Raw genomic sequence first — 13,459 nt, 5'->3', positions numbered from 1 at the left:
TGAAACCATCTGAATCGTGTCCTTTTTGGTTTTCTCCTGGTTTTTATTCGGATTATCTGAAAGGAGTTTCCCTTGTTTCCATAATCTAGCTTTTAATAGAGCCATTTTTGAGAATGAATTTTTATTAATGAAATCATGGCATTCATTGAGGAAGAAAGCCATTTATCTTTGTGATAAGTAATGAAGGTGGAGATTGCAGGCTGATTTGAATCAATGACTTCTCCTTTTAATTTTTTACTCTCGATCTCTTCTTTCACTGAAAAGTAAGGCATCATGGAAATGCCTAATCCACTTACCACGCATTGTTTGATGGCTTCGATGCTCCCAAAATCCAGGCTTTCTTTAACCTCCATTTGTTTGTCTTTTATATACTCAACAAATACATTTTTATAACTACAGTTCCCCTCGGTGTAGAGAACTGTTTTTTTATTTCCGTCGCCTTCTATCGGACTTATTAGAACCATTTTTTCCTTTTTTACTTTTTCACAGTGAAGTTCCGGTAAGGACCAGTCATCTTTTTCTAATACCAATGCTAAATCGATGTCTCCATTTTGGAGACTTGATGCAAGATTAACGTGGTCAAGGGATTTAAGCGACAGATTAACCTTAGGGTAATTCTTTTTATAATCGAGAAGAATGGAAGGAATCCGGCATACAGTTAAAGATTCTGATGCCCCGATAATTAAATCACCTGTAGGTTCATCCTCTGTATTCAGCGTATATTTTGCTTCGGAGTAAAGTTCAATAATCTTGATAGCGTAAGGGAAAAATTGTTGTCCGGAATCAGTAAGAATTACTTTCTTACCTAGTCGATCAAACAAAGGTTTTCCTAATTCCTCTTCTAATTCTTTGATATGAGTCGTCACGGAAGATTGGGCATAACCAAGATGTTCAGCGGCTTTTCTAAAACCACCTCGCTCCACAATGGTCTTGAAAGTGATAAGATGTCGAAGCTCCATACTCTATGTGTGTCTCCTTGCGTTCGATTTTAATGAACGAATCATTCATATCTATCTATTTTACTAATAATAATTAGCGAATTACAATGATTAAAGAGAAGAATAATAATTCTAAAGAAAGTTCGGTGTAATGGAAGGGTAAGTGCAGGTGTAGGCACATGAATGTGGGTTGAAAAATAATTTCGATACATTACAAGTATCGGTATGAAAACAATACAGGAGGGCATGTAAATATGTCAGTAAAGATAAAGGTTTATTCAGACTACGTTTGTCCTTTTTGTTTCTTAGCAGAAAAACCGCTTGAAGAAGCCATAAAAGGAAAAGATATAGAAGTTGAATGGATGCCTTACGAGTTACGCCCCTATCCTAATGAAACTTTGCGTCCTGAAGGCGATTACTTACAAAGTACGTGGAAACAATCGGTAGGGAATGACCTGCGGAATTGACGGCTGCTAAGTAAAATTTATGTACTGACAAATTAAACATAACATGAAATGTTTTTAGAAAGGATGTAATTTTTAATATGACGGGCACAAAACTTTTGTTTGAAAAAATAAAGTTAGGTAACATTACGTTAGACAATCGGGTAGGTGTTGCTCCAATGACACGCACAAGTGCAACACCTGAGGGTTTAGCAACGGATCAAATGGTAGCATACTACACAAAATTTGCTCGTGGTGGATTTGGACTCATTATTACGGAAGGTGTTTATCCGGATGATAAATATAGTCAAGGGTATTTGAACCAACCAGGGATTATTAATAATGAACAAGTGGCAGCATGGAGAAAAGTGACGGATTCAGTTCACAAAGAAGGCGGTAAAATCTTTGTTCAGTTAATGCATGCAGGTGCCCTTTCACAAGGAAATCGTTTTACTGAGCAGACACTCGGGCCTTCTGCTGTTCAACCAAAAGGGGAACAATTGGAGATTTACGGTGGAAAAGGTTTCTTTCCCGTTCCAAAGGAAGCGACAAAAGAGGATATTACAGGAATAATCCAAGGTTTTGTTGATGCAGCAAAACGAGCAAAAGAGGCAGGATTTGACGGAGTTGAAATTCATGGTGCCAATGGATACATACTGGATCAATTCCTAACCGATTATATGAATCGACGAACAGATGAATATGGTGGTTCCACCGAAAATCGTGTCCGTTTGTTAGTAGAAGTATGTATAGCTGTTCGTGAGGCTGTTGGTAATAAATTTACAGTCGGCATACGTATTTCGCAAGGAAAGGTAAATGATCACCATCATAAATGGGCAGGCAAAGAAAAAGATGCAGAGATTATCTTCGGACAATTAGGAAAGGCCGGGGTTGATTTTATTCATGTAACAGAATACCAGGTCTGGCAGCCTGCTTTCTCAGAAAATGAGGGGACAAGGGCCTTAGACCCTGCTTTTGGTGACCATGGTGCTACTCTTGCCGCACTAGCTAAAAAGTATGGAAATGTACCGGTTATTGCAAATGGATATCTCCATGATCCAGAAAGAGCGAGAGAAATCATCGAAAAGGGCGATGCCGATGTAATTACGATCGGCCGTGGAGCCCTTGCAAACGAGGATTGGGTCAATAAAGTAAAAAATGATGAACCACTGGAAGAGTTTGATCCGGAAAAAGTATTAAGTCCTACTGCAGCTATCAAAGATTTTGAAGTGTGAAGCAAGACGGCAAGGAGGACAAGATTACTGAAGGATCAATGAAAGAGTAGGTATAGGTAGAGGTCATTACCGGTGTAACCTTGGAATATTCAAGGAGAAACTAAACATAGACAAGCAATCAGTAGGATGGAAAGGAAGAGGCCAAATGAACGCAAAATGGAACAAGCAATTTATTGGTGGTCAATGGAGAGAGGGAAACAGCGAAAGAGTCTACGCAGATAAAAATCCATATAATGATGACATTCTTGCTGAAATTCGGTTAGCGAATGAAAAGGACATCGATGAAGCGTACCGGTCGGCGAAATCGGAATTTATGTGATTGGGTTTAAAATTGTTCTCGATCACCTGAATGAGCCAATCGACTTAATTGTTTATTGTTTAAGTTATAGTCTTGGTATTTTGATTGGAGTTCAAATTGAAGAGCGTCTTTCTTTAGGACATGTGACGGTGCAAGCCGTAACGAAAGAACATGGTCCGTTTCTAGTTCAGCGATTGCGCGGAAAGGGATACATGTATCCCTGAAAAAACAAACGGTCGGGGCCCTTCCTACTACCAATCATTCTCAGTCCGGGAAAGGGAAAGATGGAAAAAGAAATCCAAAATTCAATCGAAAGAAAAAAGTTGATTCCTGTCCCGGCGCAAAAAAGCAACCCCATCTATTTGCAGAGTGGGGTTGTTATCTAAAAGGTATTGTTTTTTTAATGGTTTGAATAAACAGTGTTTTCATGTTAGAGATTTGCCAACTCCTTGATTGCCAATACGAGAACGCCACCGATCGCAAAAATTCCATAGACCATACCGAAAGCAAAATTTTTAACATATTTCATTCCAATCACTCCTGTATTTTTTATAATTGATACTATTATAACAGTAAAAAATTAATTTTCAATTAAAAAATTAAACAATTCTAAATAGTTATTTAGGTTCGAAAAAACGTATTTTCATTTCGACAGCACGTTTTTTCAAAGAGAAAGTGTACATATAATATTATGGTTATATTCCGAAAAATGGAATAAAGCCAAAAATCGTTTGCCAATCGCTTTTTAACATGGGATCCGCCCATAAGACGGGCTTTTCTACATTTTGTATTATTCTTACTATTTTGTTTGTTACTACTTTTAAAAGTATTGTATAATTAGACTTAAACTGCATACTGAAGAGTATGCGGAGCGGACGGAAAGTGTAACTATCCGAAAAGCGCGGTTTCTGGACTGGGGAAAAAAGCCGTCCTTGTTATTGCGTGGAATCAGTTAAAACAGGCAATAGAATAGAGCGAGAGGAGATGCGTGTTCCCGTTATGAGCAAGTATGTGAAAGCGCTGCTTATTAAACTTCTCAGGTTTACAGTTAACTTTTCACTGTTTATTGGTCTTGTTTATAATGAACCGTTCAGCCACGTACTAATTCTGATTGTTATTCTGGCACCAGCAACTTATCTGATTGGGGATTTGTTTATTTTACCTAGATTTGGCGGTACAGTAGCCTTGCTTATCGACGCACCTCTTATCTTTTCAGGAGTCTGGGCGGTGCATGTATGGCTCGGCGTTTCTTTGGGTTACGGCCATTATTTTCTCTTCAGCCTGATTACGATTGCTCTTTGCGTAGAAGAATTCATCTACCATATTTATATGGAAAGAAACGTATTTGGCATGGATCGCCCCACTCTGACAGAGATGATTAACAGGCTGTAATACAAGTCGATAGGGGGCTATACCAGGAAACGCATGTTTCCTGGTATAGCCCTCTTTACTTTTTTACGGTTGTTCATAATGTAATGACACGTATCTTTCGAAAAGGGAATACTGGGCGATTTCCGCCCATCCGCATGGGCAAAGCATCATAAAAAACGGTGCGTATCAAGGGAAAATGTTAGGGGAACTCTGGGAGAAGCATCGGAAGGTATTTAGAAATGAATCAGGAGACAAGTTTAGAAATTGCACGTACGACTTTTATAATGATTACGGGCTGTTTTTTTATTGTGTGCCCGGCAAGCCGTATAAAATAGATATTTAACTAGGACAAGAAGCTTTGCTGTGTCATACAGTATAGAAAAAAGTTTTAATAAGGAGGAAACCAACAATGTCCAATCTTCGGCAGACGTTGACTGAAAGTGTTGGGAAATGGACGATGATTAACACAAAGTACGGCGCGTATTATGGAAAGATTGAAAAGGTTGATAACCAGGGAGTAACGGTTTTGTTTCCTGACTTTTACAGTGTCAATTCCGCCCTTAAAGTAATTGGCCAAAACATCAAAACTCAAAGCGAAGATGTACAAATAGCCCAATTCTTTTTTAGACGTCCTTTTTTCTTTAGACGCCCTTTCTTTTTCAATCGATTTTTTATTCCGTTCCCCTTTTTCTCTCCATTCTTCTCTCCCTTTTTTATTTAATAAAAGGTGTCGTTCTTTCCACGGATTTATTCAAAATCCGTGGAAAGAAACTTTTATTTTCCCTCTTCAGCAAAACGTTGAATTCTTTCTTCAATTTCATCCCGTACACGTTGAAAGAAAGCCCATTTTTCTTCTTCAGTACCAGTAGCTTTAGCCGGGTCATCAAATCCCCAATGATCGCGCTTTACATGTGGAGGTGTCACTGGGCATTTATCGTTGGCATCTCCGCACAGAGTAACAACGTAGTCAGCTTTATTCAATAATTCTGGATCGATCATATCGGAAGTTTGGTTTGAAATATCGATTTCCTTTTCCGCCATTGCTTTTACCGCATTCGGGTTGAGTCCGTGTGCTTCAATGCCTGCACTGTATACATCATATTCGTCGCCCAAATATCTTTTACCGAATCCTTCTGCCATTTGACTCCGGCAGGAATTCCCTGTGCAAAGAAAATAGATAATTTTTCTGTTATCTGCCATGATAATACCTCCCAGGCGTTCCACTAATGAGATTTATATGAGATTTATGAAACTGTGTTGAGCCAGAGATACAGCCCAACGAGTGTGACAAACAGCGTTGGAATGGTTAATAAAATTCCTATTTTAAAATAGTAGCCCCAGGTGATTTTTACACCTTTTCGCGAGAGAACATGAAGCCACAGCAGTGTCGCGAGTGATCCGATGGGTGTGATTTTTGGTCCTAAATCACAGCCAATCACATTTGCATATACCAAAGCTTCCCGAATGATTCCCTGTGTTTGTGTCACTTTAACTGCTAAAGCATCAATCATGACAGTTGGCATGTTGTTCATAATGGATGAGAGAATCGCAGCAATAAAGCCCATTCCTATGGTTGTTGCAAGCAATCCTTTGTCAGCCGTTGTTTGAATGAGTTGTCCAAGCATGTTAGTTAAGCCAGCGTTTTTTAATCCATATACAACAACGTACATACCAATCGAGAAAATAACGACGGCCCATGGTGCATCTTTTACTACTTTCGCCGTTTGAATAACATGACTTCTACGTGCTGCCAGAATAAAAATGATGGCAACAACTCCAGCAATCACGGATACAGGAATACCGAAGGACTCACTGAACAAGTAACCAGCCAGAAGAATACTTAATACGATCCAAGATAAACGGAACATTCCTTGATCTTTGATCGCTTCTTGCGGCTTCTTTAGCTGTGATACATTATAGTCTGCCGGAATACTCTTACGGAAGAACAGATACAGTACCAACAGGCTTGCTGCTAACGAGAAGAAGTCGACGACGATCATCCGGCTTGCATACTTGATAAATCCAATATCAAAGTAATCGGCTGATACAATGTTAACCAGATTGCTTACTACCAGAGGGAGGGATGTAGTATCAGCAATAAATCCACTTGCCATAATGAATGGGAGTACCATCCGCTCATCAAATTTTAGGGCACGAACTTGTGCGAGCACGATCGGCGTAATGATAAGGGCTGCTCCATCATTGGCAAAGAACGCAGCTACAGCAGCTCCTAATAGGACAACGTAAACAAACATCCGTCTGCCGTTTCCTTTCGCCAGCCGTGCCATATGCAGAGCAGACCATTCAAAGAATCCAATTTCGTCAAGAATTAATGAGATAAGAATAATGGCTACAAATGCCAGAGTAGCATTCCAAACGATATGTGCAACCGTCACAACATCGCCAAATGTTACTACTCCGAACAATAAAGCTAAAATCGCACCGGCAGTCGCTGACCACGCGATATTTAACCCCCTGGGCTGCCAAATCACAAACACTAAGGTGATGGCAAAAATAATAAAAGCACTCCAAGCATGCATGTGTTCTTCTCCACTTCTATTTGTTTTCTACTTCAACATCACAGCAGTTGTTTTGCACGGATGCCTCGTAATCTTTCAAACGATCCGTTTGTGAAGGGATAGCTTCAATAATTTGGGCAAGATAAGGTTCAAGTTCTGTATTTATTCGAAAATATGCCCATGTCCCTTCTCTTCGCTCATGGATGATACCAGCTGCCCGCAGCTTTTTTAAATGTTGGCTAATACCAGGTTGTGACATACTTAATAAGTTAACCAGGTCGCATACACACAGTTCTTTCTCCTTCAAATAACCAAGAATCGTAAGACGTGTCTTATTTCCCACTACCTTAAGCAGAGAAGACAGCTTTTCGATTGTATCTTCCATATATCTGCCTCCATTTATATAACTCAATGATTATATTATTATCTGATTATATAAAAACACAATATCTTTTTTTATTTTGATGGCTATAAATCAATGAAGAGATAAAAAAGAGTTGCATTGGGTGAGAAATTTCACTTGAAAAACTAATCATATTAGTTATAATACTAATATGATTAGTTTTATCTTTGCTCCGGGGCATACCCCTGGTTCGATGGCGTTTTTAGATGAGAGAAACCGGGCATTAATTGCCGGAGATGCATTTCAGACATACGGTGGTATAGCCGTTGCCGGAAAAGTGAAACCATTATTTCCATTCCCGGCTTTTGGAACATGGAATAAGGAAGTGGCATTGGCAAGTGCGCGAAGATTGAAAGATCTTAATCCGTCCATACTGGCTGTAGGCCATGGAGCTATGATAACCGACCCATCTGAGGTGATGAGCAGGGCAATAAAAGACGCGGAGAAATCATGGGGAAGAGGGGAAAATCATGCGGCGAGGTCTTGATAAAATGACGGTTCTTAAGGCGGCAGCCGAACTTGCCGATCGTGAAGGGTTTGACAAAATCACACTCGCCTCGGTGGCCAAAAAATTACAGATACGGCTTCCTTCGTTGTACAATCATGTGGAAGGGCTGGCTGGCCTAAAAAAAGAACTTGCTTTGTATTCGATTCGAAAATTAAAGAATCAACTGGCGGAAGCGGCGATTGGTAAATCCGGCGCAGAAGCTCTGTATTCCATCGGGATTGCTTATGTTTCATTTGTTCGCCGGCATCCGGGACTTTATGAAGCGATGATGGGAGCGCCGGATTTTTTAAATCCGGATATTCAAGCGGCCGGAAATGAAATTGTTGCTCTTTTATTACATGTTTTAGAAGCATTTGAACTCGATCCGATAAACGCGATCCATACGGTACGTGGTCTTCGAAGTATCGTCCATGGATTTGCTTCCCTCGAATTAAGAAAAGGATTCAATATGGATGTAAATACGGATGAAAGTTTGATTCATATTTTACACACGTATGTAGCCGGATTGACGTGTAAGGAATAAATAAATGAGATACAGAAATGTAAAGTTTTCCACGGATTTATTCAAATCCAAGGATATAACCTACGCTCGAGTTGTACATTAAAATATTTTTTTCGAGAAGTACTTGCATTTTTTCATAGGTGAGAGGTCGGGGGTTCATCGCCCCCTCCTACTCGATTATCAGGCTTTTATTCTCTGAGCAGAGCATCCGCCAACAGTTCATAAGAGCGAAGTCGGGTCTCGTAATCGTGGGTAATCGTGACAAACATCCATTCATCTGCCTGATACGCCTCCTGTAGTTCTTTTATTTGCTTCTTGATCTGCCCTGGCGTGCCGATTAACATGCGTCGATGTCTCTTTCGGATTAACTCTTGCTCCGCTTCACTGTAGGGATAGGCGAGTGCTTCAGCTACGGACGGAATGCCGCCGGAAGCTGTCCCGCTGTCCGTCTGTACAGCCCACAGATCAAGGCTTGCAGCCAGCCGGTTTGCTTCCTCTTCTGTTTCAGCACAAATAGCGGATGCGGTCACAATCGTTTTTGGCTGCTGCTGCATGCGGGAAGGCTGAAAGTTTTGCCGGTAGTCTTGCAGGATAGCCGTTCCATCGATCTCGCTCATAAAATGGCCAAAGGCAAACGATGTACCCAGTTCAGCGGCATAGGCCGCACTTTTTCCGCTCGTGCCAAGCAGCCATAATTCCGGCGCAACAGGTGGCTGAGGGCGGGCGTGAATGCCGACAAACGGGTGATCAGGCGGTAGTTCGTCCTGAAGGTACCCGATTAAATCCGAGAGCAGGGAAGGTAGGCGAAAGACGTTTTGCAGGTAATTTTCCCGTAGGGCTAATGTCTCATGGGCGGACCCGCCTGGCGCCCGTCCGATGCCGAGGTCAATTCTTCCTGGATACAGGGTAGCCAACAGGTTGAAGTTTTCAGCTACTTTATAAGGGCTGTAGTGCGGCAGCAGCACCGCACCCGAACCAATGCGGATGGTAGAGGTAAGGGCCCCAAGCTGACCGAGCAGCACTTCAGGCGAGGGATTAGCCAGGGAGTCCATTCCGTGGTGCTCGGCTACCCAGTAGCGCGTATAGCCCAGCTGCTCAGCCCGCTGGATCAGCCGGGCGGTCTCAGCCAGTGCTTCTGCGGCACTCTTTCCGTGCGAAATGGGTGATTGGTCGAGTATACTTATCTTCATTTCGATTCGTTTTCCTCCCATTCATTGTATTTCCCTTTTGATGGTAACAAGAAGACTACCGAAACGCAATCAAGGGAGAGTGGCAGCAGGAAGATCGGATGCGAAAGGAGAAGTAGTTTAACATGAATCAACATGATTGGAAAGGAGTAAGTGTAGTGGAACTTAACAATTTTGTGAAGCAGTTTGAACATGCGCGGGGAGGGACATTGCGGGTGCTTGATTCTATTCCGGCGGGCATGGCGGATGTTATGCCTCCCGGTTTTCGTAACACAATCCGCTGGAATGCGGGCCATATTCTCGTGGTAGCAGAACAGTTTTTATTTGGTCTGTTGGCGGAACAGATGCAGATGCCAAAAGAATATAAAGACCTGTTTGGCAACGGCACGAAGCCTGCTGACTGGACGGGCGATATTCCATCGCTTGAAGTGCTGGTTGGCCAGCTAAAAGAGCAGGGAGAGAGGGCTAAAGATATTTTAGCCGGACGATCCGGCAGGAAGCTTGCCAAACCCTATCCCTTAGGATCCGGCAGAACGCTTGAGACAAGCGATGACGTGTTTAATCTGGCGCTTTATCATGAGGCCAATCATACCGGATATATACAAGCGCTAAAGCGGACGATTGAAGGGCAATAATATAGAGGAAAGGGTGAGAGAGACCCGATGTTTACACATGATTTGTTTGTGCGTTTCAGTGAATGTGATTCACTGGGCCATGTCAATAATGCCATGTATTTAACCTATTTTGAGGAAGCGAGAAAGGAATTATTCCGCATCTTTAATCCTGATTTGAATATTTCCTCTTGGAATCTAATACTCGCTTCTACTAGCTGCGATTTTCTCCAGGAAGTCGTTTACGCGCAGAAACTCACCGTCTATGGCTGGATCAGCCAACTGGGCACGTCCAGTTTTCAAGTCGAGCATGCGATTGAGGATGAGCAGGGAAATTGGATTGCGCGGGGAAAGGCTACGCTTTTGCAGTATGATTTTACGCTGAAAAAGGCTGTCCCGTTGTCGGCTGAAGTACGACGTGCACTTTTAGAGCATAGTGAAGGTCCGGCCGGCGTGCCAGCCTTACGATCGTAGTCGTATTCGGCCTAGTAGAGTTGAGAAATAAATCGGGCAGTTTGCACGGTTGGTAAACGAATGCATGCATCTTTTCATTAAAAAAAGAGCCAAAAATCCCTGCTTCACGCCCATGTTCAGCAGGGGTTTTTTGTGCATAGAAGCAATGCGAATTACACTTTTAGGCGAACGATTCGTTCGGTTGTATTTGACAACAATTCATAGGCGTTCGTCATCGCCTCATCCATTGTCATCGGTTTGTCTACCATCGAAAAGACGCTTTGGACTCCGTGTTGATAAAGGACATCTGCACCACGGCCAATCGACCCGGCAATCAGCACAACCGGAACCCCTTCACGTTGTGCGGTTCTGGCTACCCCAAACGGTGTTTTTCCTCTTTCCGTCTGAAAATCGCATTGCCCTTCGCCGGATATTACGAGGTCGGCCCCTTCCAAGTGGCGTTCTAATCCTGTCGCTTCGATGACAATGTCAATCCCTCTTTTAAGAGCGGCACCGAGAAAAGCGAGCATTCCCGCTCCCAATCCACCGGCGGCACCGGAACCCGGAATATTTTTCACGTCGACCCCAAGGTCTTTTGCAATGACTGCCGCGTGATGTTTCAGGTTTTTATCCAATTGAATAACCATCTCCGGGGTAGCTCCTTTTTGCGGACCGAATACATGACTGGCACCATTCGGTCCACAGAGGGGATTATCTACATCACAGGCGACCGTAAACGTGCAGGTTTTTAGTCTGGAATCCATTCCTGACATATCAATCCGGTCTAATAACGCCAGGCTGCCTCCCCCAAAACCAAGTTCCGTGCCTTGCTTGTCCAGAAACTTTACTCCGAGTGCCTGAAGCATTCCCATGCCGCCATCATTCGTGGCACTTCCCCCGATTCCTAAAATAAAGGTACGGCATCCTTGATCGAGAGCTGCCAGAATTAATTCACCGGTTCCATAAGTCGTTGTCATCAGCGGATTCCGCCGTTCCACAGGTACCAGATATAATCCCGATGCTTCCGCCATCTCAATCACGGCGGTCATTCCATCCCCAAGAATTCCATATTTCACCATAATCTTCTCGCCAATTGGATCGGTCACATTATGTTGAAGGATTTGTCCGCCGGTCGCATCCACCAGGCTCTGGACCGTTCCTTCTCCTCCATCTGCCATCGGAATTTTCACAACCTCCGCTTCCGGGAGAACTTTGCGGATCCCTTTCTCCATCGCGTCGCAAGCTTGTTTCGCTGTGAGGCTGCCTTTATACGAGTCAGGCGCCAGTACAATTTTCATCTATAACATCCTCCTTAAGGTAAGTTTCTAATAGAAAGAATAGTCTTATTTATTCTAACAATTTTTTGATGGGATGAGTAGAAACTTCTTCTACCCCAGCTTATTATGTTACTGTCCACGACGTCGGACGAGTTTAATACAATTGGTAATGTAAAGCCCCATCAGGATAGTGTGAGACCAAAAAGAATTCCCCTCATTACTTGCCATCGAGGGGAGTTCTTTTATGTATAGATGAGAAAATCTCGTAAAACCAATGGCCGTGGTTTTTAAAAATAGGCACGATTGATTTTTTAAATGCTGCGAACTCATTGGATCTTCTTTTTCACCGGGTTAGAACTTATTTAGTATCATTCAAACGTGCATGCTGTAGGCTCAACCTGAATAAAACTTTGAATGATTGGCTGTCTCAATGTGTGGTTACTCGTCCACTCCATGAATTGAATTTTCACGGTTATTTCTGGGATAAGCCAAACAGCATCTTTAAACCTGGCATGGTTCTCTAGAAAGGGCCGGTTTCCAGTAACTAACGGCTTGATTAAATGAGTAAACTCCCGACATTCATCTTTAGTCAGTCTGCCTGTTCCCGAGTGTCCGATATATCTCAGTTGACCGGCGTCATCATAGAGGCCAAGCAGTACAGCATTAACTATACCCCCGCTAAGCGTTACACCTGCAACTACAGCATTTATATCCTTGTAAAATTTTTTCTTTTTCCAATGCACATTTTTTGTGTTGATAAAGTATTTGCTGTTTAAATCCTTTATTACGATTCCTTCCATTTGCTGTTGTTTTATAACGTCAAACAACGTCTCCGCATCGTGATGAACGGTAACCAACTGAATCGAATCATTAGGAAGTATGGTATTAGATAATATTTCTATTCTTTCCTTTAAAGGTCGATTATCTATCCACTGTCCATTGTAGAAAACTACATCAAAAATCATATAAGTAATCGGTACACGCATCAAAACATCTTTAACTTTTTCCATTCTGCGGATCCCATCCCTGCGCATCACTTCATGAAAGGATGGTTTGCCATCTACACCTAATGCAATAACCTCACCATCAAGTATGACGGAATCAGCGTTACAGTATGAACGAATATCGCATAACTCCGGGTAATGTAAAGTCCGTTCATTTCGTTTGCGATTAAAAAGCTTAACATCCTTGCCGTCAAAGTAGGTCAAAACTCTTACACCATCCCACTTTATCTGGGAAATCCAATTTTCCCCCTCAGGGATTGAATTTGTTAAAACAGGTTCAAACGGAACAATTGGCATAAGCTGCATAAAACCCCCTCCATTTCTTGCTGTAAACCCAGCCAAAGGCGGACACGTAAAACATCTTTGTTCCATTAGATTTTTATAGTCTGAGCTAAATGAGTTGTTTTATAAGCTTTGTTTTGAGTATCTGAAACATGAGTGCCGTCCACTTCGCAGCCTGCATTATTGGGAACGTAATGAATCTCGGAAACTTTTTTCCCTGTTCTTCTAGAATAGGAATGGGCCGGTGATATGCAGCCGATTGAGACTGGTCACATGAGTTCATAAAATGCTTTAGAGAATTTAGCGATTCCCTCCTGAATCTTATCCTCATAAGCTCGGCCAAAAGTAAATCTAACAAATCCTTATTTTTGTACATAAAGAACTTCCAGGTGTAAAAACAACTCCATTCTCCGAGCATGGTTAAATCA

At 42.2% G+C, this 13,459-nt stretch carries 15 protein-coding genes and 3 pseudogenes; 11 read left to right on the top strand and 7 right to left on the bottom strand.

What is annotated here, in order from left to right:
* Positions 1-92 precede the first annotated feature (92 nt).
* Positions 93-959 (bottom strand): LysR family transcriptional regulator, encoded by an 867-nt coding sequence (locus H525_RS0109410; RefSeq protein WP_027415996.1) that lies wholly within the window; start codon positions 957-959, stop codon positions 93-95.
* 233 nt (positions 960-1,192) lie between these two features.
* Here H525_RS0109410 and H525_RS0109405 point away from each other — a divergent pair.
* The 7 genes and pseudogenes from H525_RS0109405 to H525_RS0109370 all read left to right on the top strand — a co-directional run.
* A pseudogene (locus H525_RS0109405) lies at positions 1,193-1,384 on the top strand (DsbA family protein); the annotation flags it as partial.
* Positions 1,385-1,482: 98 nt separating this feature from the next.
* Positions 1,483-2,616 carry an NADH:flavin oxidoreductase gene (locus H525_RS0109400; RefSeq protein ID WP_027415994.1) on the top strand — a complete coding sequence of 378 codons (1,134 nt, stop codon included), beginning with the start codon at positions 1,483-1,485 and terminating at the stop codon, positions 2,614-2,616.
* Positions 2,617-2,761: 145 nt separating this feature from the next.
* Positions 2,762-2,935: a hypothetical protein gene (locus tag H525_RS27230; protein ID WP_245590442.1), complete on the top strand. Its 174-nt coding sequence runs from the start codon at positions 2,762-2,764 to the stop codon at positions 2,933-2,935.
* On the top strand, positions 2,932-3,138 hold the full coding sequence (locus H525_RS29440; RefSeq protein WP_051330928.1) for a hypothetical protein: 207 nt from the start codon (positions 2,932-2,934) through the stop codon (positions 3,136-3,138). The genes H525_RS27230 and H525_RS29440 overlap by 4 nt, the downstream gene beginning before the upstream one ends.
* A gap of 718 nt (positions 3,139-3,856) precedes the next feature.
* The gene (locus tag H525_RS25495; RefSeq protein WP_155837215.1) at positions 3,857-4,306 is read left to right on the top strand and encodes a DUF2512 family protein; all 450 of its coding nucleotides are present in this window, start codon (positions 3,857-3,859) and stop codon (positions 4,304-4,306) included.
* A gap of 106 nt (positions 4,307-4,412) precedes the next feature.
* Positions 4,413-4,544: pseudogene (locus H525_RS28505) on the top strand (type I phosphomannose isomerase catalytic subunit); the annotation flags it as partial.
* Between the two features lie 150 nt (positions 4,545-4,694).
* The gene (locus tag H525_RS0109370) at positions 4,695-5,006 is read left to right on the top strand and encodes a hypothetical protein (RefSeq protein WP_027415993.1); all 312 of its coding nucleotides are present in this window, start codon (positions 4,695-4,697) and stop codon (positions 5,004-5,006) included.
* Between the two features lie 53 nt (positions 5,007-5,059).
* Here the strand turns inward: H525_RS0109370 and arsC are convergent, their stop codons facing one another.
* The 3 genes from arsC to H525_RS0109355 are packed head-to-tail and all read right to left on the bottom strand — an operon-like array spanning position 5,060 to position 7,189.
* Entirely contained in the window at positions 5,060-5,485 is a 426-nt protein-coding gene (gene arsC / locus H525_RS0109365) for an arsenate reductase (thioredoxin) (protein WP_035100516.1), read from the bottom strand.
* A 44-nt stretch (positions 5,486-5,529) separates the two neighbouring features.
* Positions 5,530-6,825 carry an arsenic transporter gene (locus H525_RS0109360; protein WP_027415991.1) on the bottom strand — a complete coding sequence of 432 codons (1,296 nt, stop codon included), beginning with the start codon at positions 6,823-6,825 and terminating at the stop codon, positions 5,530-5,532.
* 16 nt (positions 6,826-6,841) lie between these two features.
* Entirely contained in the window at positions 6,842-7,189 is a 348-nt protein-coding gene (locus tag H525_RS0109355; protein ID WP_027415990.1) for an ArsR/SmtB family transcription factor, read from the bottom strand.
* A gap of 181 nt (positions 7,190-7,370) precedes the next feature.
* Here H525_RS0109355 and H525_RS23460 point away from each other — a divergent pair.
* Both H525_RS23460 and H525_RS0109345 read left to right on the top strand, forming a co-directional pair.
* Positions 7,371-7,694, top strand: a pseudogene (locus H525_RS23460) (MBL fold metallo-hydrolase); the annotation flags it as partial.
* Entirely contained in the window at positions 7,678-8,238 is a 561-nt protein-coding gene (locus H525_RS0109345) for a TetR/AcrR family transcriptional regulator (RefSeq protein ID WP_027415989.1), read from the top strand. The pseudogene H525_RS23460 and the gene H525_RS0109345, both read left to right, overlap by 17 nt.
* A gap of 167 nt (positions 8,239-8,405) precedes the next feature.
* On the opposite strand, the gene H525_RS0109335 is transcribed toward H525_RS0109345, so the two are convergent.
* Positions 8,406-9,407: an LLM class flavin-dependent oxidoreductase gene (locus H525_RS0109335; protein ID WP_027415988.1), complete on the bottom strand. Its 1,002-nt coding sequence runs from the start codon at positions 9,405-9,407 to the stop codon at positions 8,406-8,408.
* Between the two features lie 122 nt (positions 9,408-9,529).
* Between H525_RS0109335 and H525_RS0109330 the strand changes: the two genes are divergently transcribed.
* Both H525_RS0109330 and H525_RS0109325 read left to right on the top strand, forming a co-directional pair.
* Positions 9,530-10,039, top strand: a complete 510-nt coding sequence (locus tag H525_RS0109330) for a DinB family protein (RefSeq protein ID WP_027415987.1) — start codon at positions 9,530-9,532, stop codon at positions 10,037-10,039.
* A gap of 27 nt (positions 10,040-10,066) precedes the next feature.
* Entirely contained in the window at positions 10,067-10,489 is a 423-nt protein-coding gene (locus tag H525_RS0109325) for an acyl-CoA thioesterase (RefSeq protein ID WP_027415986.1), read from the top strand.
* A 152-nt stretch (positions 10,490-10,641) separates the two neighbouring features.
* Here H525_RS0109325 and H525_RS0109320 read toward each other — a convergent pair whose 3' ends face one another.
* Positions 10,642-11,766, bottom strand: coding sequence for a glycerate kinase (locus H525_RS0109320; protein WP_027415985.1), 1,125 nt, complete (start codon positions 11,764-11,766; stop codon positions 10,642-10,644).
* 347 nt (positions 11,767-12,113) lie between these two features.
* Positions 12,114-13,055, bottom strand: a complete 942-nt coding sequence (locus tag H525_RS0109315) for an ATP-dependent DNA ligase (protein WP_027415984.1) — start codon at positions 13,053-13,055, stop codon at positions 12,114-12,116.
* Between the last annotated feature and the right edge of the window lie 404 nt (positions 13,056-13,459).

Origin of the sequence: Aneurinibacillus terranovensis DSM 18919, from assembly GCF_000430625.1 — a bacterium.
Lineage (GTDB): Bacteria > Bacillota > Bacilli > Aneurinibacillales > Aneurinibacillaceae > Aneurinibacillus_B > Aneurinibacillus_B terranovensis.
Note: the sequence above shows the minus strand (reverse complement) of the source record. Positions and strands in the feature narration are given on the sequence as shown.

What these genes read in the sequence shown, in the direction of transcription:
- H525_RS0109410 (WP_027415996.1), bottom strand. Translation starts at nt 959, where the DNA reads ATGGAGCTTCGACATCTTATCACTTTCAAGACCATTGTGGAGCGAGGT.
- H525_RS0109400 (WP_027415994.1), top strand. Translation starts at nt 1,483, where the DNA reads ATGACGGGCACAAAACTTTTGTTTGAAAAAATAAAGTTAGGTAACATT.
- H525_RS27230 (WP_245590442.1), top strand. Translation starts at nt 2,762, where the DNA reads ATGAACGCAAAATGGAACAAGCAATTTATTGGTGGTCAATGGAGAGAG.
- H525_RS0109370 (WP_027415993.1), top strand. Translation starts at nt 4,695, where the DNA reads ATGTCCAATCTTCGGCAGACGTTGACTGAAAGTGTTGGGAAATGGACG.
- arsC (WP_035100516.1), bottom strand. Translation starts at nt 5,485, where the DNA reads ATGGCAGATAACAGAAAAATTATCTATTTTCTTTGCACAGGGAATTCC.
- H525_RS0109360 (WP_027415991.1), bottom strand. Translation starts at nt 6,825, where the DNA reads ATGCATGCTTGGAGTGCTTTTATTATTTTTGCCATCACCTTAGTGTTT.
- H525_RS0109355 (WP_027415990.1), bottom strand. Translation starts at nt 7,189, where the DNA reads ATGGAAGATACAATCGAAAAGCTGTCTTCTCTGCTTAAGGTAGTGGGA.
- H525_RS0109345 (WP_027415989.1), top strand. Translation starts at nt 7,678, where the DNA reads ATGCGGCGAGGTCTTGATAAAATGACGGTTCTTAAGGCGGCAGCCGAA.
- H525_RS0109335 (WP_027415988.1), bottom strand. Translation starts at nt 9,407, where the DNA reads ATGAAGATAAGTATACTCGACCAATCACCCATTTCGCACGGAAAGAGT.
- H525_RS0109330 (WP_027415987.1), top strand. Translation starts at nt 9,530, where the DNA reads ATGAATCAACATGATTGGAAAGGAGTAAGTGTAGTGGAACTTAACAAT.
- H525_RS0109325 (WP_027415986.1), top strand. Translation starts at nt 10,067, where the DNA reads ATGTTTACACATGATTTGTTTGTGCGTTTCAGTGAATGTGATTCACTG.
- H525_RS0109320 (WP_027415985.1), bottom strand. Translation starts at nt 11,766, where the DNA reads ATGAAAATTGTACTGGCGCCTGACTCGTATAAAGGCAGCCTCACAGCG.
- H525_RS0109315 (WP_027415984.1), bottom strand. Translation starts at nt 13,055, where the DNA reads ATGCAGCTTATGCCAATTGTTCCGTTTGAACCTGTTTTAACAAATTCA.